15 protein-coding genes, 1 pseudogene and 1 riboswitch are annotated in these 16,769 nt (G+C 70.0%); of the genes and pseudogenes, 11 read left to right on the top strand and 5 right to left on the bottom strand.

Going from position 1 to position 16,769, the window contains the following annotated elements; genetic code table 11:
* Positions 1 to 15: 15 nt before the first annotated feature.
* Positions 16 to 936 carry a LysR family transcriptional regulator gene (locus ACTWQA_RS18250; RefSeq protein WP_443160386.1) on the bottom strand — a complete coding sequence of 307 codons (921 nt, stop codon included), beginning with the start codon at positions 934 to 936 and terminating at the stop codon, positions 16 to 18.
* Positions 937 to 1,007: 71 nt separating this feature from the next.
* Here ACTWQA_RS18250 and ACTWQA_RS18245 point away from each other — a divergent pair, with 71 nt between their 5' ends.
* From ACTWQA_RS18245 to ACTWQA_RS18225, 5 genes are all read left to right on the top strand, one after another.
* The gene (locus ACTWQA_RS18245) at positions 1,008 to 1,760 is read left to right on the top strand and encodes a class I SAM-dependent methyltransferase (protein WP_443160385.1); all 753 of its coding nucleotides are present in this window, start codon (positions 1,008 to 1,010) and stop codon (positions 1,758 to 1,760) included.
* A 286-nt stretch (positions 1,761 to 2,046) separates the two neighbouring features.
* Positions 2,047 to 2,203: riboswitch (cyclic di-AMP (ydaO/yuaA leader) on the top strand.
* Positions 2,204 to 2,276: 73 nt separating this feature from the next.
* Positions 2,277 to 2,786, top strand: a complete 510-nt coding sequence (locus tag ACTWQA_RS18240) for a C40 family peptidase (RefSeq protein WP_443160384.1) — start codon at positions 2,277 to 2,279, stop codon at positions 2,784 to 2,786.
* A gap of 289 nt (positions 2,787 to 3,075) precedes the next feature.
* Positions 3,076 to 3,888: a hypothetical protein gene (locus ACTWQA_RS18235; RefSeq protein ID WP_443160383.1), complete on the top strand. Its 813-nt coding sequence runs from the start codon at positions 3,076 to 3,078 to the stop codon at positions 3,886 to 3,888.
* 13 nt (positions 3,889 to 3,901) lie between these two features.
* Entirely contained in the window at positions 3,902 to 5,320 is a 1,419-nt protein-coding gene (locus ACTWQA_RS18230) for a M48 family metallopeptidase (protein ID WP_443160382.1), read from the top strand.
* The gene (locus ACTWQA_RS18225) at positions 5,317 to 6,402 is read left to right on the top strand and encodes a glycosyltransferase family 4 protein (RefSeq protein ID WP_443160381.1); all 1,086 of its coding nucleotides are present in this window, start codon (positions 5,317 to 5,319) and stop codon (positions 6,400 to 6,402) included. The genes ACTWQA_RS18230 and ACTWQA_RS18225 overlap by 4 nt, the downstream gene beginning before the upstream one ends.
* Here the strand turns inward: ACTWQA_RS18225 and ACTWQA_RS18220 are convergent.
* The 3 genes from ACTWQA_RS18220 to ACTWQA_RS18210 are packed head-to-tail and all read right to left on the bottom strand — an operon-like array spanning position 6,399 to position 9,477.
* Positions 6,399 to 7,316 carry a carbohydrate ABC transporter permease gene (locus ACTWQA_RS18220; RefSeq protein ID WP_327583268.1) on the bottom strand — a complete coding sequence of 306 codons (918 nt, stop codon included), beginning with the start codon at positions 7,314 to 7,316 and terminating at the stop codon, positions 6,399 to 6,401. The genes ACTWQA_RS18225 and ACTWQA_RS18220 overlap by 4 nt on opposite strands.
* Positions 7,313 to 8,188 carry a carbohydrate ABC transporter permease gene (locus tag ACTWQA_RS18215; protein WP_327583267.1) on the bottom strand — a complete coding sequence of 292 codons (876 nt, stop codon included), beginning with the start codon at positions 8,186 to 8,188 and terminating at the stop codon, positions 7,313 to 7,315. Before ACTWQA_RS18215 ends, ACTWQA_RS18220 begins: the two co-directional genes overlap by 4 nt.
* On the bottom strand, positions 8,188 to 9,477 hold the full coding sequence (locus tag ACTWQA_RS18210) for an ABC transporter substrate-binding protein (protein ID WP_443160380.1): 1,290 nt from the start codon (positions 9,475 to 9,477) through the stop codon (positions 8,188 to 8,190). The genes ACTWQA_RS18215 and ACTWQA_RS18210 overlap by 1 nt, the downstream gene beginning before the upstream one ends.
* A 184-nt stretch (positions 9,478 to 9,661) precedes the next feature.
* On the opposite strand from ACTWQA_RS18210, the gene ACTWQA_RS18205 reads away from it, so the two are divergent.
* Complete coding sequence (locus ACTWQA_RS18205) at positions 9,662 to 10,432, top strand: DeoR/GlpR family DNA-binding transcription regulator (RefSeq protein ID WP_305919906.1); 771 nt, start codon at positions 9,662 to 9,664, stop codon at positions 10,430 to 10,432.
* A 243-nt stretch (positions 10,433 to 10,675) separates the two neighbouring features.
* Positions 10,676 to 11,794, top strand: a pseudogene (locus ACTWQA_RS18200) (ATP-binding cassette domain-containing protein); the annotation flags it as partial.
* Positions 11,795 to 12,031: 237 nt separating this feature from the next.
* On the opposite strand, the gene ACTWQA_RS18195 reads toward ACTWQA_RS18200, so the two are convergent.
* Positions 12,032 to 13,780 (bottom strand): AMP-dependent synthetase/ligase, encoded by a 1,749-nt coding sequence (locus tag ACTWQA_RS18195; RefSeq protein ID WP_443160379.1) that lies wholly within the window; start codon positions 13,778 to 13,780, stop codon positions 12,032 to 12,034.
* Between the two features lie 128 nt (positions 13,781 to 13,908).
* Here ACTWQA_RS18195 and ACTWQA_RS18190 point away from each other — a divergent pair, with 128 nt between their 5' ends.
* From ACTWQA_RS18190 to ACTWQA_RS18175, 4 genes are read left to right on the top strand one after another with little or no spacing between them, the layout of a single operon-like run.
* Entirely contained in the window at positions 13,909 to 14,676 is a 768-nt protein-coding gene (locus ACTWQA_RS18190; RefSeq protein WP_443160378.1) for a metallophosphoesterase family protein, read from the top strand.
* A 59-nt stretch (positions 14,677 to 14,735) separates the two neighbouring features.
* On the top strand, positions 14,736 to 15,173 hold the full coding sequence (locus ACTWQA_RS18185; protein WP_327583261.1) for an SRPBCC family protein: 438 nt from the start codon (positions 14,736 to 14,738) through the stop codon (positions 15,171 to 15,173).
* Position 15,174: 1 nt separating this feature from the next.
* The gene (locus ACTWQA_RS18180; protein WP_443160377.1) at positions 15,175 to 16,326 is read left to right on the top strand and encodes an ArsA family ATPase; all 1,152 of its coding nucleotides are present in this window, start codon (positions 15,175 to 15,177) and stop codon (positions 16,324 to 16,326) included.
* A gap of 30 nt (positions 16,327 to 16,356) precedes the next feature.
* Entirely contained in the window at positions 16,357 to 16,755 is a 399-nt protein-coding gene (locus ACTWQA_RS18175) for a DUF5304 family protein (RefSeq protein WP_305919912.1), read from the top strand.
* Positions 16,756 to 16,769: the final 14 nt, after the last annotated feature.

Genomic DNA, 16,769 nt, shown 5'->3' with positions numbered 1-16,769 from the left:
CAGCATCTTCTCCGTCTACCGCACCGGGTCGGTGGGCCGGGAGGTGAGCGTGCTCAGGAAGGCGGAGACGGCCGGAGGGCGGTCGGTCGGGGGCAGGGTGGCGGCGAGGATGGTGCGCGACGGCAGGGGCGGTGAGGGGCGCAGGAGCCGGATGTCCGGGCGAGCGGTCGAGTAGCCCGCGATCGACGGATAGAGCATCACCCCCACCCCGGCGGCGACCAACCCCTGCCTGCCGTTCCAGTCGTCGCACACGTGACTGATCCGTGGCGCCCGGCCCAGAGCCGCCGCGAGCTGGGCGATGGGACCGAGGCAGTCGGGATGGGTGCCGTCGATCCACGGATCCGCCGCGAGATCCCGCAGCCGCACCCGGCTTCGCTTCGCCAGCGGATGGCTGACCGCCAGTGCGACCAGCAGCTCGTCCTCGTGCAGCGGTGTCAGCGCCACCCCGGGCATGCCCGCGGTTCCCGAAGGGCCGCTCATGTCCCAGGAGGTCAGGAGGGCGATGTCGGTCTCACCGTCCAGGACGGCGGCGCACCGGTCGTGTTCGCCGGAGCGGACCGTGAGGGAGAGCTCCACGTCCGGGTGCCTGGCCGCGAACGAACGGAACCGGTCGGGAAGGTAGCTGGTCGCGGCGCTCGGGAAGGCCGACACCCGGACCCGCCCCGCCTCCGCCGTCGCGAAGGCCCGCATCCGCGTTTCGAACAGCCTCAACCCCCGCAGCACCTCATCGGCCTGCTCCAGTGCCGCCCGCCCGGCGTCCGTCGGCCGGACGCCACGCGGCAGCCGTTCGAACAGCCGAACGCGGGTGTGCCGCTCCAGCGTGGCGATCTGCCGGGACACGGCGGGCTGCGTCATCGACAGCTCCTCGGCCGCCGCCGAGAACGATCCCAGCCTCCCCACCTCCACCAGCACCTTCAGCGACCACACATCAAGCATGCATAGAGCTTATGGCTTCCATGCCGAACCTGCAGTGGTGTGCATGGCTGCGAGCGGTCATGCTCGGTCGCATGGAGACAGAAACGGTGGACAACCACCAGTACGCGTGGCTGAGTCAGGTGCTTTCCCGGCAGCCGCAGCGGATCCTCGACGTCGGCTGCGGGCGGGGCGCGCTGGCCTCCGAGTTGATGCGGCGCGGTCACTTGGTCACCGCGATCGACATCTCGCCGGAGGCCGTCGGAGCGGCGCGGGCGGCCGGGGTGCCGGCGGTGCAGGCCGATGTCGTGACCTATCCCGACTCGGCCGACAACGACCCGGCGCTCGCGCGCCACTACGACGGTGGATCGTTGTTCGATGCGGTCGTCATGTCGCTCTCGCTGCACCACGTGCATCCGCTCCAGGCGGCGCTGGACCGCGTGCGGTCGCTGCTCCGGCCGGGCGGGCTGCTGGTGGTGGACGAGTTCGGGTGGGATTGGGCCGACCGGGCCGCAGCCACCTGGTTCTACGATGCCGGATCGTTGCTTGCCGCCGCGGGAGTGGCGGATGTCACCCGCGAGCCCGGCGGTCCCGGACGTGACCCGCTCGAGCGATGGCGCGAGGCGCATGGGGATCACGCCCCCGCGGACGTCATGCTCGCCGCCCTTGCCGAACGGTTCCAGGTCACGAGCATGCGGCAAGAACCGTACTTGTCGCGATATATCGGCGGAAAGGTGACGAATGGCAGCACCGACGTCCTCAACGAGCTATGGCGCATCGAACGGGACCGTATTGCCGCGGGAACGCTCCCGCCCACCGGCTTCAGGATGACGGCGCGAAGCATGTGACGAAAGTGACAATTGGGACCTTACACGACAGTGTGCCGCAGTTTGTGAGAAGGGTCACATTTCCATAACTGAACCTGGCGTTCCAACAGGGGTTTCGGACCTGACAGAACCAGTTGTTGGATCTTTACAACCTGACTGGCGCTTTGCCGATCCTTGACGTTTCGGCGTAGCTTCTGGCGTCGCAGCGACAAGCCATGTCGCCGCGAATCCGCATCGGTCCCCCGATGTGAGCCAGATAGAGATCCGCCGGTCGCCGCCGTACGTCCCCTTGTCGAACACGACACCGGACGGCGACCTGCCGAGTCCGTGCAGCCAGGAGCACGGAGCCGGGGAACCATCGATCCCTTCCCGGGATCAGGGGTGAATCGGCGCGTATCGCGCTGTAGGGCGACTTCCAGGCCCGAATCCGTCAGCTAACCCGGTAGGCGTTCGTGGAAGACCCAAGGAGAAATCCTGTCTACCTCCCCGCAGAACCCCCGTCTGTCCCGCATTGCCCTGAGTGGCGTAGCGCTCACCATGACCGTGACGGCCGGAGGTCTGATCCTCCATGCCCCGACGGCGCAGGCGGCGACGACCAGCGATTCAGCCGGTGCCTCCACGACCAAGGCCAATACGGCGGTTAGCTCCGCGACGTCGGCCAAGGCTCTCAGGATCGCCCGGCAGGAGGCGAAGGCCCTCAAGGCCGTCGCCGTGGCCAAGGACCAGATCGGTGACCCTTACCGGTACGGTGCCACGGGCCCTGGTTCGTTCGACTGCTCCGGCCTGACCCAGTACGCCTGGAAGAAGGCCGGTGTGAAGATCCCCCGCGTGGCGGCCAGCCAGTTCGCCGGCATCAGGAAGAAGGTCTCCTGGAAGAATCTCCAGCCAGGCGACCTGATGTTCTTCAGAGGGCTCGGTCACGTGGGCATCTACGTCGGCAACGGCAAGATGCTCCACTCCCCGCGGACAGGCGAGCGGGTGCGTATCGACAAGCTGAGCAGCTGGCGCAAGGCGTCTTTCGTCGGCGCTGTCCGTCCCGGCTTGTGAGGAAAGGGCTCCGATCCCATCGGGGCCCTTTCTCCATGCACACCCGCTTTTTGTTCTTCATGCACACCCTCTTTCTTGTACGGCGAGCCACCGTCCCCCACCCGCCGTACGGGGCTGATGGCCCTCCAGGGAGACGGTGTCTGATCCCTTCACAAGCGGGCCGCCGTTACGACGCGATGTGGGCCGCCTGCCGTGGCACATCGGGGCCCGGCGACGATCGGCCCGGTGACGGTCGGGCCCGGTGACGGTCGGGCCCGGCTATGATCCGGCCCGGCTACGATCGGACATCGTGTCCGAGCAGGTGAGTCGACGAGCCGTGGTGGCCGGACTCCTGCTCCTCGCCCCCGCCAGCGCCCCGGTCCCCGAGTCCCCCCTTCTTCCCCCGGAAGCACGTGATCTGTGGCGCGACGGCGTCGTCCTGGCCCGCGCAGGGCGTTCCCTCGTCGTCGGCCACCACACCCCGCCCGGCACGCTCGACGAGCTGGCGCGGCGGGCTGACACGGCGGGACGCCGGGTGTTGGACGTCCTCGGCAGGCCTGTGCGGCCGCTCGTCGTCGTGCCTGGGTCCGCCCGCGAGGCGGCAGGGCTGGCCGGGGTCGAGCGGGTCGACGGGCTGGCCGCGGTGGCCGACGGCGGCCGGGTGATCGTCGTCCCGGAGGTCTTCGCCAGGCTCAACTCCACGGGGAAGGACGTGGTGCTCGCGCACGAGCTCACCCACGTCGTGGCGGGCACCGGCGACCTGCCCGTCTGGCTCTACGAGGGGTTCGCCGACTACGTGGGCTACCGGGACGCGGGGCTGCCCGTGCGGACGGCCGCCGCCGAGCTGGCCGACGAGGTGCGGGCCGGGCGAGTGCCGAGCGAATTGCCCGGGCCTGCGGCGTTCGCGGCGGATGGCCGGGATCCCGTGCGGCTCGCACGGGCGTACCAGGAGGCGTGGCTGGCGTGTCGCTTCCTCGCCGACCGGTTCGGTGAGGAGACCCTGGTGAGGTTCTACCGTGATGCCCAGGCGTCCGGCGTCGATCGGGCGCTCTCCTCGCTGGGGCTGTCCGTGGCGACGCTGACGGCACGGTGGCGCGTGTACGTCCGGGAGCAGCTCACGTAAGAGGGGGAGGCCGATGAGCGAACGGCACGACACGGACGACGCAGGACCAGGGACGAGGAAGCCCCGAACCGAGGTCTCGACCGGCGATCCCACCGCCGTCGGCGACGCTCGGAGCCCGGGTGGCGGCGGCGACGGCGGCCGGGCCGTGGGCGGCGATCGGCGTGCCGGCAAGGGCGGGGCTCCGGATGCGGACGGGAGGCGGTTGCGGCGAGAGGCGGCGGTCGCGGCCGTGGCGCTGGGGGTGGTGATCCTGGCCGTGGCCGCCTTCGCCACCCCCTGGCGGGTGCTGGCCGGGGGCCCGCCCGACCCGGCCCGCGACTTCACCGCCGCCCAGATCGCCAGAGCGCAGGCGTTCGACGCGGCCACCACCCTCCCGAGCTACCTGTCACTGGCCCTGTCGATCATCATCGCGGGCCTCCTGGTGGCCACCCCGATCGGCGCGAAGGCCGTGGGCTGGCTGAGGGGCCCCTGGTGGCTGCGGGTGATCCTGGGCGTCGTCGTCATCACCGCGCTCACCGAGCTGATCCGCTGGCCGCTCGGGATGTGGTTCGAGACGCTGCTGCGCGCCTTCGGCCTGTCCACCCAGGACTGGGCGTCCTGGGCCGGCGACCGGCTCAAGAACATGGGCGTGCAGACGGCCATCCTCTGCCTGATGCTGGTCGTGCTCGTGGCCTTGGCCCGCAAGGTGCGGCGCTGGTGGATCCCGGCGGCCGTCGGGGCGTTCGCGCTGACAGTGGTGGCGTCGTTCGTGTATCCGGTGCTGTTCGAGCCGCTGTTCAACGACTTCAGGTCCATGCCGCAGGGCCCGCTGCGCACGAACCTGCTGGCCATGGCCGAACGCGACGGCGTGCCGGTTAAGGACGTGCTGGTGGCCGACGCCTCGCGCCGGACGACGGCGCTCAACGCCTACGTGTCCGGCTTCGGCGCCACGCGCCGCATCGTCGTCTACGACACGCTGCTCAAGGCCCCGCAGCCGGAGGTGGAGCTGGTCGTGGCGCACGAGCTGGGCCACGCCAAGGACAACGACGTGCTCACCGGTACGCTCATCGGCGGCCTGGGCGCCGGGCTGGGCGCCGTGCTGCTGTTCCTGGTGTTCGATCCGGTACGCCGCCGCACCGGCGTCACCTCGATCGCCGACCCTCGCGCGGTGGGCGCGGTGCTGGGCCTGATGACCCTGGGCTCACTGCTCCTGGGACCGGCGGAGAACCTGGTCAGCCGCCGCGTCGAGGCCCGGGCCGACGTCCACGCCCTCGACCTCACCAGAGATCCCGCCACATTCATAAAAATGCAGAAACGTCTGGCAGTAACCAATATTTCCGACTTGTCGCCGGATGCGGTGGAATATGTGCTCTATGCCTCCCATCCCACCAGCCCCGAGCGCATCGCCATGGCCCGCGCATGGGCGAAGCTGAACGGCATCCCGGTGCCGTGACCCATGTGGTCATCGTCACGAACGACTTCCCGCCCAGGCCGGGCGGCATCCAGTCGTTCGTGCACGGGCTCGCGCTGCGCACACCGGGAGTGGCCGTCTACGCACCCGCCTGGCCGGGCTGCGCCGAGTTCGACCGGCGGCAGCCGTTCCGGGTGGTGCGGCATCCGACACGGCTCATGCTGCCGACCCCGGCCGTGGCACGCCGCGCGGCCCGGCTGGTGGCCGAGCACGAGGCGGGCACCGTCGTGTTCGGGGCGGCGGCGCCGCTCGGCCTGCTCGCGCCGCACGTGCGCAGGGCGGGCGCGCGGCGCGTGGTGATGCTCACCCACGGCCACGAGGCGTCGTGGGCGAGCGCACCTGGCTTCCGCGCCGTGCTGCGCAGGATCGGCGAGCACGCCGACGTGGTCACGTATCTGGGGGAGTACACGCGGCGGCGGCTCGTCGCGGCCATCCCGCCGGCCAAGCTCGTACGGCTCGCGCCGGGCGTCGACGCCGGCCTGTTCCACCCCGGCACGCCCAAGGCCGAGCTGGGCCTGCAGGGCAGGCCGGTCGTGGCATGCGTGTCCCGGCTGGTGCCACGCAAGGGCCAGGACCAGCTCATCAGGGCCTGGCCCCGGGTGCTGCGGGCGGTGCCCGACGCCGTCCTGCTGCTGGTGGGCGGCGGACCCTACCGGCGCACGCTGGAGCGGCTGGCGGCCGGGGACGAGTCGATCAGGTTCACCGGTACGGTGCCGGCCGCGAGCCTGCCCGGCTATTACGCGGCCGCCGACGTGTTCGCGATGCCCTGCCGTACCCGGTGGGGCGGGGTGGACGTGGAAGGGCTCGGGATCGTGTTCCTGGAGGCGTCGGCCACCGGCCTGCCGGTGGTAGCCGGCGCGTCGGGCGGCGCCCCCGACGCGGTCAAGCACGGCGAGACCGGGCTCGTGGTGGACGGCACGGACCCGGAGGAGATCGCGCAGGCGATCGTCGAGCTGCTGAGTGACCCGGACAAGGCCCGCAAGATGGGCGCGGGCGGCCGCGACTGGATCGCCGGCGATTGGTCGTGGGACCACGTCGCGGCCCGCTTCCAGAGCCTCCTCTAACCTTTGGTGGAGCCGAGCGTGAGCCCGGCCACGAACTGCTTGTGCAACATCTGGAACACGATCAGCGTCGGCAGCGCCACCAGCATCGACCCGGCGGCCAGCAGGTTGTAGTCGGTGAAGAACTGGCCGCGCAGGTTGTTCAGCGCCGAGGTGACGGGCAGCTTGTCGCCCGACGACATCAGCACCAGCGCCCACAGGAAGTCGTTGTACATCCAGGTGAACTGCAGCGTGGACAGCGCCGCCAGCACCGGCCGGCACAGCGGCAACGTCAGCCGCCAGTAGCGTTTCCACACCCCGGCCCCGTCCACCAGCGCCGCCTCGCTGATCTCCTCGGGGATCGTGCGCATGAAGTTGGCCATGACGAAGACGCAGAAGCCGAACTGGAAGGCCACGTGGATGAGGATCAGCCCGAGGTAGGAGTCGTAGAGCGACTGCGAGTCCGACAGCCACGCGGGCAGCGGGATGAGCGTGTAGAGGGTGTAGAGCGGGGTGATGAGGACCTGCGGCGGCAGCAGGTTTCCGGCGGTGAACACGATCAGCAGCGTCTTGCGGCCGGGGATGCGCAGCCGTGCGATCGCGAACGCCGTGAACGACGCCATGAACAACGTGATCAGCACGCCGGGGATCACGATGATCAACGTGTTGAGGTAGTAGCGGGGCAGCTCGGCCTGGCTCCACGCCTGTCCGTAGTAGTCGAGCGTGAGGTGCTCGGGCAGTGAGAAGTAGCCGAGCCGGGCGGTCTCCTCGTACGGACGCAGCGACGCGTACACCGCCAAGACGAGCGGCAGCAGCCACCCCAGCGCCACCAGCACCAGGAACGCGTGCAGCAGGATCCGCAACGGCCGGACCGGCCGCCGTGACGGCGACCGCTGCGACTCGGCCGGGGGAGCGGCGGCCGGTGCGGTGAGCGTCATCGCTCCTCCCCCTTGAACAGCTGCGACAGGTACGTGACGATGAACCCCAGCGAGATCACCAGCAGCACCACGGCGATCGCCGAGCCGAACCCGATCCTGCTGGCCTCGCCCACGATGTTCTCGGTGACCAGCACGGACAGCAGTTCGAGCCCGTTCCTGCCCTTGTTGATGGCGTAGACGATGTCGAACGCCCGCAGCGCCTCGATCACCGTGATCACCAGCACGATCACGTTGATCGGCCGCAGCGTCGGGAACACCACGCGGAAGAACGCCTGCCGCTCGTTGGCCCCGTCGATGGCCGCCGCCTCCTTCAGTGCCGGATCGACCGCCTTCAGCCCCGCCAGATAGATGATCATGACGTAGCCGACGTGCCGCCACGCGGCCGCGACCACGACGACCCAGATGTTGATCGAGCTGTCGCCGAGCCAGTCCACGCTCAGCCCGGTCACCGCGTTCAGCACGCCGTAGTCGGAGGAGTAGACCAGCTGCGCGATGAAGCCGACGACGGCCAGGGACAACACGACCGGCATGTAGAGCGCGCTCTGGTAGACCCGCGACAGCCGCAGCCGCCGATCCAGCAGCACCGCGCAGAACAGGCCGAACGGCGTCGCGACCAGCCCGAGGAAGGCCAGCCACAACACGTTGTTGCGGATGGCCGACCAGAACGGCGGATACTCGGCGGCCAGGTCGTGGTAGTTCTGTCCGCCGATCCACTCGATGGGCCCGATGCCGCCCCAGTCGGTGGCGGACAGCCCGGCGGAGGCCAGCGTGGGCCCCCAGATGAAGCCCACGTTGACGATGACGGCCATCCCCAGCCCGATGACCAGAACGGTCACGTCGCGGGCGGAGTAGCGACGGGTCTTGACAGCCATCAGCGGAAGATGTTGGCCTTCTGCTTCTCGATGCTCGCCAGCAGGGAGTCGATCTCGTTGGGCTTGCTCACGAACGACTGCAGCGACGGGATCATCACGGTGGAGGCGAAGTCCGGCCGCGTGTCGCGGTCGAGGAACTGCGCGATGTGCGTGGCCTTCGACACCAGCTCGGCGCCGCGCTTCTGCAGGGCGCTGTAGCCGGAGGTGTCGGCCTTGGAGCTGGCCGCGAGCGTGCCCGGGTCCAGCTTGGTGGCGATGTTCTGCGAAGAGGCCTGGGCCAGGTGCTTGAGCAGGGCCTTGGCGCCGTCCACGTTCTTGGCCTTGGCGGAGATCATGTAGCCGTCGATGGGGGCGTCGATCGAGTCGGTGCCATACTGCGGGTTGATCTCCGGGAAGGTGAAGAAGTCGAGGTCGTCGCGGTCGGCCTCGGGGAACTGCTGGGCGACGAACATGCCGAGCACATACATCCCGGTCTTCTTCTGCGCCAGCGACTGCCCGGCCTCCTGCCACGTACGCCCCAGCGCCGCGGGCTGGTGATACTCCATCAGCCCCCGCCAGGTGTCGAACACCTGCCTGACCCTCGGGTCCGTCCACGACTCCTTGCCGCCCATCAGCGAGATGTGGAAGTCGTAGCCGTTCGTGCGCATGTTGAGGATGTCGAACGTGCCCATGGCCGGCCAGCCGTCCTTGTCGGCGAACGCGATGGGGATGATCCCGTCGGCCTTCATCTTCTTGGCCAGCGCGGTGAACTCGTCCAGCGTCGCGGGCGGCTCGTACCCCTTCTCCTGCCAGACGCTCTTGCGGTAGAAGACCGCCCACGGATAGTACGTGGACGGGATGAAGTACTGCTTGCCGTCGACGCCCGTCGACTGGTCCTTGAACGCCTGCGTGTAGTCGCCGCCGATCTCCCGCCACACGTCCGAGATGTCGATGGCCAGCCCCTGCTCGGCGAAGAACTGCATGCGGTAGCCCGCGAACCAGGTGAACACGTCGTCGGGCGTGCCCCTGAGGTAACGGTTGATGTTCTCCTGGAACGTGTTGTGGTCGACGGTGTTGATCTTTACCGTGGCCTGGGTGAAGGCCTTGACCTGGGTGTCGAGGGACTTCTTCGGGATCTCGTCGGAGGCGTTCGAGCCGATGGTGACCGTGCCGAGGTTGCCTGCGGCCGTACCGCCGCCGGGGGCGGGGGAGGGGGTGTCGGATCCGCATCCGACGAGCGCGGCGGGGACGCCGAGCGCGGCGGCTCCGAGCAGCAGATTGCGGCGGGATATCGGCAGTCGTTGGGCCATGGGGGTTCCTCCTAGCCGGACCCTTCAGATTCCCCCGAGTTCGCTCACCTTCATTCATCGAAAAGCTCATATTTCGGACTGTCAACGCCCGGTTTCATGACGAATCAGCCACAGTCCCGACGTCACGATCGTGTCATCATGCGATCGAGAACGATGACGGAATCTGTTGGGATCTGGTGGTGCGATGCTCGCCCCGCAGCGACAGCAGGCGATTGTCGAGCTCGTCAGGCAGCACGGCGGCGTCCGGGTGATCGAGCTGGTGCGCGCGTTCGGCGTCTCCGACATCACCATCCGCCGCGACCTGGAGATGCTGGCCGAGCGCGGCCTGCTGGCCAAGGTACACGGCGGCGCCACCGCTGTCGGCTCCACCGACGAGCCCGGCTTCGCCGCCAAGTCCGTACGCCAGGAGGAGGAGAAACGGGCCATCGCCCGGCACGCCGCCGCCCTGGTGGACGCGGGCACCGCGGTCGCGCTGTCGGCGGGCACCACCACGTGGGCGCTCGCCCACCGCCTGGCCGCCGTCCCCGCCCTGACCATCGTGACGAACTCGGTGCGCGTCGCCGACGTCTTCCAGCGCTCGGGACGGACCGACCAGACGGTCGTGCTCACCGGTGGCGTGCGCACCCCCTCCGACGCCCTGGTCGGACCGGTCGCCGTGACGGCGATCCGCCAGCTCAACGTGGACCTGCTCTTCCTCGGCGTGCACGGCATGACCGTCCGGGCCGGCTTCACCACCCCGAACATGATGGAGGCGGAGACCGACCGCGCGCTCGTGGAGGCCGCCGGCCGGCTGGTCGTGCTCGCCGACCACACCAAGTGGGGAACGGTCGGCATCAGCACCATCGCCAAGCTCGGCGAGGCCGACGTGCTCGTCTCCGACGCCGGGCTGCCCCGCTCGGCGCGGGAGGCGCTGTCGGAGCAGGTCGGCGAACTCGTCATCGCGGACGTAGCCTGACGGTCATGAGCTCGACGCGCCACGGTCGCGGAGCTGGCCGCCCTCCTCGTGCCGCTGGTGGCCGTCGGCGTGGTGATCGCCGCGTTGCCCCAGCTCGGCGCGTACGTTGGGACGGAGCTGGGCAGGCGCGTGTCGACCTACGCCCTCGACCGGCTGTACGTTGCCCTCGAGCGCATCATCGGCCTCGGCCCGTTCGAGACGCCCGCGTTCCTGGACCGGCTCCGGCTGGCCTCGCAAGGCGGCATGATGGCGCCCGTCTTCGTCGGCAGCGCCTTCGGACTGGGCAGCACCATGCTCACCATCGGCGGGTTCATCGGCTCCGTCGTGCTGCTCTCCCCGGTGATGGCCGGCGTCGTCATGGTCGCGGGCATCCCGGCGCTGATCGCGCAGATCGCACTGGCCAGGAGGCGGGCCAAGCTGATGCTGGAGCTCGCGCCCGTGCAGCGCCGCGAGTTCTTCTACTCCCACCTGCTCAGCAGCGTCGAGGCGGCCAAGGAGGTGCGGCTGTTCGGGCTCGGCGCGTTCATGCGTGCACGGATGCTGGCCGAGCGCCGCACCGCCGACGTGGCCAACCGGACCCTGGAGCGCAGGGACCTGCTCATCGAGAGCGGCCTCGAGCTGCTGGGCGCACTGATCGCCGGCGGCGGCCTGGTCTGGGCGGTGCTCGCCGCCGGCAGTGGCACGCTGACGGTCGGCGACGTGTCGATGTTCATCGCCGCCGTGGCCGGGCTGCAGGGCGGGCTGTCGTCGCTGGTGCGCGGCATCGCCTCCACGCACCACCAGTTGCTGCTGTTCGGCCACTACGCCGACGTCGTGCACATCGAGCCCGACCTGCCCGTCGCTGCCGACCCCCGCCCCACGCCGCCGCTGCGGCAGGGCATCGAGCTGCGCGACGTGTGGTTCCGCTACGCCGACGACCTGCCGTGGACCCTGCGGGGCGTCACGCTCACCCTCCCGTACGGCAAGGCGGTCGTCGTCGGGCTCAACGGCGCCGGCAAGAGCACCCTCGCCAAGCTGCTGTGCCGCTTGTACGACCCGACGCGCGGGTCCATCCACTGGGACGGCGTGGACCTGCGCGAGCTGGATCCGGCCGAGCTGCAGGCCCGGCTCGGCGCGGTGTTCCAGGACCACATGACGTACGACTTCAGCGCCCGCGACAACATCGCGGTCGGCGACCTGAGGGTGCTCGACGACCTCGACCGCATCAAGCGGGCGGCCGTCCACGCCGGCGTGGACGAGGCGATCAGGGCGCTGCCCGACGGCTACGACACGGCGCTGACGAGGATGTTCGTCTTCACCCTCAAGCGTGGCAAGCAGCCGTCGACGGGCGTCACGCTGTCCGGTGGCCAGTGGCAGCGGGTGGCGCTGGCCAGGGCGTTCCTGCGGGACCACGCCGACTTCATGATCCTGGACGAGCCCAGCTCGGGGCTGGAGGCGGAGCACGACGTGCACCAGCGGATGCGCCGCTACCGGGCCGACCGGACGAGCCTGCTGATCTCGCACCGGCTCAACGCGGTACGCGAGGCGGAGCCCCGGTCCCGGCGCCCTCCCGGACGGCTTCCCCGGCGCGCTGCCGCTCCCGAGGCCGCCCGACCTGCCCTAACGGCTGCTGTAGAGCTCGTCGATCTCCTTGGCGAAGTCGCGCATGACGAGGCCGCGCTTGACCTTCAGCGTCGGCGTCAGATGCCCGCTGTCCTCGGTGATGTCCCGGTCCAGGATCAAGAACTTCTTGATCTGCTCGGCCTTCGACACCGACTGGTTCGCCCGGTCCACCGCCTCCTGGATCTCCGCCTGCATCTTCGGGTCCGCCCGCAGCTCCGACACCGACGACCCGGCGGGCAAGGCCTCGGGATCCAGTGTGACGAGGGCCGCCACGAACGGCCGGCCATCGCCGATGATCATGGCCTGCGAGACCAGCGGGTGGGCGCGCAGCGCGTCCTCCAGCGGCCCCGGTGCGACGTTCTTGCCCGCCGCGGTCACCAGGATCTCCTTCTTGCGTCCCGTGATGCGCAGGTAGCCGTCGGCGTCCAGCTCGCCCACGTCACCCGTGTGGAACCAGCCGCCGTCGTCGATCACCTCGGCCGTGGCCTCGTCGTTCTTCCAGTAGCCGGCGAAGACGTTTCTGCCCTTGGCCAGGACCTCGCCGTCGTCGGCGATGCGCAGCGTGACGCCGGGCAGCGGCTTGCCCACGGTGCCGATCTTGTTGGCGCCCGGCATGTTGACCGAGCACGGGGCGGAGGTCTCGGTCAGGCCGTAGCCCTCGAAGACCTCGATGCCGACGCCCCTGAAGAAGTGGCCGAGCCGCTCGCCCAGCGCCGAGCCGCCGGACACGGCGGCCGACAGCCGCCCGCCGGTGGCGGCCCGCAGCTTGCCGTAGACCAGCTTGTCGAACACCGCCCGCTGCAGCCGCAGCCCCAGCGGCGCGCCGCCCGAGCTCTCCGCGCGGCTCCAGGCCACCGCCACGTCCACGGCGCGGGCGAAGATCTTGCCCTTGCCGCCCGCGATGGCCTTCTGCTCGGCCGCGTTGTAGACCTTCTCGAACACCCGCGGCACGCCCAGCAGGAACGTGGGCTGGAAGTCCTGCAGGTCCGGGGCGACGTTCTTCATGTTCGGCGTGTGCGCGATGACCGCGCCCGCCTCGAGCAGCACCACCTGGATCATCCGCGCGAAGATGTGCGCCAGCGGCAGGAACAGCAGCGCGGCTGGGTCCTTGCGGGCGAACAGCGGCTCCAGCGGCCCCCGCAGCACGTTGAGCGCGGTGAACAGCAGGTTGTCGTGGGTGATGCGGCAGCCCTTGGGCCGGCCCGTGGTGCCGGAGGTGTAGACGATCGTGGCCAGGTCGCCGCCCGTCACCCGGGCGCGCCGCTCGTCCACGTCGGCGTCCGTGACGGCACCGGCCTCCGGTGTGCCGTCGATCCGCCAGAGCGCCTTCAGGCCGGGCACCGCCGCGCGTACGGTCTCCTCGTGCCCCTCCAGCTCGACGAAGGCCGCCTTGGCCTCGCTGTCGGACATGATCCAGCCGACCTGATCGGCCGACGAGGTCTCGTAGATCGGCACGGTGACCGCCCCGATGGACCAGATCGCGTAGTCGACGAGCGTCCACTCGTAGCGGGTGCGCGACATCAGCGCCACCCTGTCGCCGTGCTCGACGCCTGCCGCGATCAGGCCCTTGGCCACTGCGACCACCTGGTCGCGGAACTCCGACGCGGTGACCACCGGCCACCCCGCGTCGCTCTTGCGGCGCATGATGACGGCGCCGGGCTCCTGCTCGGCCCGTCGGAAGACGGTGTCGGCCAGGCTCGCCGAGGCGGGCACGTCGACCAGGACCGGGACGCTGTACTCGCGCACGAACTCAACTCCTCTTCGGGTGACGCCGTGACGCTACCGCGTTAAGTTACGCGTCGGTAGCCCTGTCATTGAGGCGTTATGAAGGGCATTCATCACGCTAGCAGCCGTCGCTCATAGGATTTCCCACCATGAGGATCCATGTGGTGAGCGACGTCCACGGCAGAGCCGACGCGCTGGCCAGAGCGGGTGACGGCGCGGACGCGCTGATCTGCCTGGGCGACCTGATCCTCTTCATCGACTACGCCGACCACGCGCAGGGCATCTTCCCCGCCCTGTTCGGCGCGCAGAGGGCCGCCGAGTACGTCGCGCTGCGCACGGCCAAGCGGTTCGACGAGGCCAGGGAAATGTCGGCGGCGCTGTGGGCCACGCTCGACGGCGACCCGCGCGAGCACATCGAGCGCAACGTCCGCGCCCAGTACGCCGCCCTCTTCGCGGCCATGCCGGCGCCCGCCTACCTCACCTATGGCAACGTGGACATCCCACGTCTGTGGCCGGAGTTCGCGCAGCCCGGCCACCACGTGCTCGACGGGCAGGTGGCGGAGATCGGCGGGCTGCGGTTCGGCTTCGTGGGGGGCGGGCTCAGGACCCCCTACCGCACCCCCTACGAGATCAGCGACGAGGAGTACGCCGCCAAGGTCGAGGCCATCGGCGAGGTGGACGTGCTGTGCTGCCACATCCCGCCCGCCGTGCCCGAGTTGCTGTACGACGTGGTCGCCAGGAGGTTCGAGCGCGGCAGCGAGGCCACGCTGGAGGCGATCAGGCGCACCCAGCCGCGCTACGCCCTGTTCGGCCACGTGCACAACCCCCTCCACGACCGGATCCGCGTCGGCCGCACCGAGTGCCTGAACGTCGGGCACTTCCGCGGAAGGGGCGTCCCCTTCGTCATCGAATGGTGACCAGCAGGTCGCGGAGGCCGCTCCACCGCCAGGAGCGGATTGTGCACTACCGTGGTCGCATGGCTGATCGCACCACTTCCAGCACCACCATCGACGCCGGGCGCGCCGACGTCATGGCGGTCATCGCGGACTTCCCGTCCTACCCCGAATGGGCCGGGTCGATCAAGAACGCGGAGGTCCTCAGCACCGGCGACGACGGCAGGCCGCGGACGGTGCGGTTCGTCCTCGACGCCGGGATGATCAGCGACACCTACACCCTCGGCTACACCTGGCAGGACGACCAGAGCGTGAGCTGGCAGGTGGTCGAGCCGGGGAAGATGGTCTCCGACCTCAGAGGGAGTTACCAGCTCACCGACAAGGGCAGTGGCACCGATGTGACATATGAGCTGACAGTCGATCTGAGCGTGCCCATGATCGGCATGATCAAGCGCAAGGCGGAGAAGGTGATCGTGGACACCGCACTCAAGGGTCTCAAGAAGCGCGTAGAAGGCCGCTGAGGTGACCCCGCGGGTCCTGCTCTTCACCGGCAAGGGCGGCGTCGGCAAGACCACGGCTGCCGCCGCGACGGCCACGCTCGCCGCGCGGCGCGGCCTCAAGACGCTCATCGTCTCCACCGACACGGCACACTCGCTGGCCGACGCGCTCGCCGTCGAGCCGGGCGAGGTCGCGCCGGGCCTCCACCTGCACCAGGTCGACACGCAGAAGACGCTGGAGCGCCACTGGGGCGAGCTGCAGGACTACGCCCGCGGCCTGCTGGGCGAGCTGGGCCTGGACGAGATCACCTCCGAGGAGATCACGGTGCTGCCGGGCGCCGAGGAGGTCATCGCCCTGCTGGAGCTGCGCGAGCACGCCCGCGAGGGCCGCTGGGACGTGATCGTCGTCGACTGCGCGCCGACCGCCGAGACGCTGCGCCTGCTGGCCCTGCCCGAGGCGCTCGACTGGCACGTCGGCAGGCTCATGCCGGTCGGACGCAAGCTCGTGCGGCTGGTCTCGCCGTTCGTGCGCAGCGTTGCCCACGTCAGCGCGCCCGGCGAAGGCGTCATGAACGCCGCCGAGCGTTTCCACCGTGGCCTCATGGAGGTGCGCGAGCTGCTCACCGGCGACCGCGCCTCCGTGCGGCTCGTGCTCACCCCGGAGTCGGTGGTGCTGGCCGAGGCCAGGCGCACCCTCACCTCGCTCAACCTTTACGGCTACCGCGTCGACGCGGTGATCGCCAACCGGGTCTTCCCCTCGGACGACGCCGACGCGTGGCGCGCCCAGTGGGTGGCGGCGCAGTCGCGACTGCTGGCCGAGGCGGAGCAGTCGTTCGCCCCGCTGCCCATCCACATCGTCCCCTACCTGCCCGCCGAGCCCGTCGGCAAGGACGCGCTGGCCGCGGTGGGAGCCAAGCTCTACGGCGAGCACGACCCGTTCACCGCCCCCGCCGTCGACCCGCCGCTGCGGATGAGCGCCGACGAGCTGACCCTGGCCCTGCCCGGCGCGGACCGCGGCGACGTGGACCTGGCGCGCAAGGGGGACGAGCTGATCATCACCGCGGGGCCGTACCGGAGGATCCTGGCGCTGCCCGCGGCGCTGGCCCGCAGGAAGATCAGCGCAGCCGCGCTCCGCGACGGCGTGCTCCGAGTACGGTTCATTTCGGGGACCCCATAACGCGGGGACCCGGCACGCAGGGAGGGCCAGATGACGGAGAGCAACGACAGAGACCCGATCGGGACCGTCGCCGACGAGGCACGCAAGCTGTTCGAGTCGATCCAGGGACGCGCCACGCGCCAGGTCGGCAAGACGGTGCTCAACTCGTTCACCGGCGGTGGGCGCAGGGACCGGGACGTGTGGGAAGAAGCGGTGTCCGAGCCCCACGACGAATACATCTGCCGCGCCTGCCCGCTCTGCCGGGCGATCGCGGCACGGCGCGAGTCGGGCGCCGACGTGACCGGGCACCTCATGGCCGCGGGCGGGGAGCTGTTCGCCGCGTTCCGCGGGGCGCTGGACGTGCTGAGCAGGCCCGCCCCTGGCACACAGCAGCGGGAGCGCGATAATCGTGATCGTCGCGAGGACGTGGAACACATAGATCTGGGATGACAACGGGAGCGGAG

The organism is Nonomuraea sp. 10N515B, from assembly GCF_052245915.1.
GTDB lineage: Bacteria > Actinomycetota > Actinomycetes > Streptosporangiales > Streptosporangiaceae > Nonomuraea.
The sequence above is the reverse complement of the archived record's forward strand: the minus strand, read 5'-3'. Positions and strand labels throughout refer to the sequence as shown.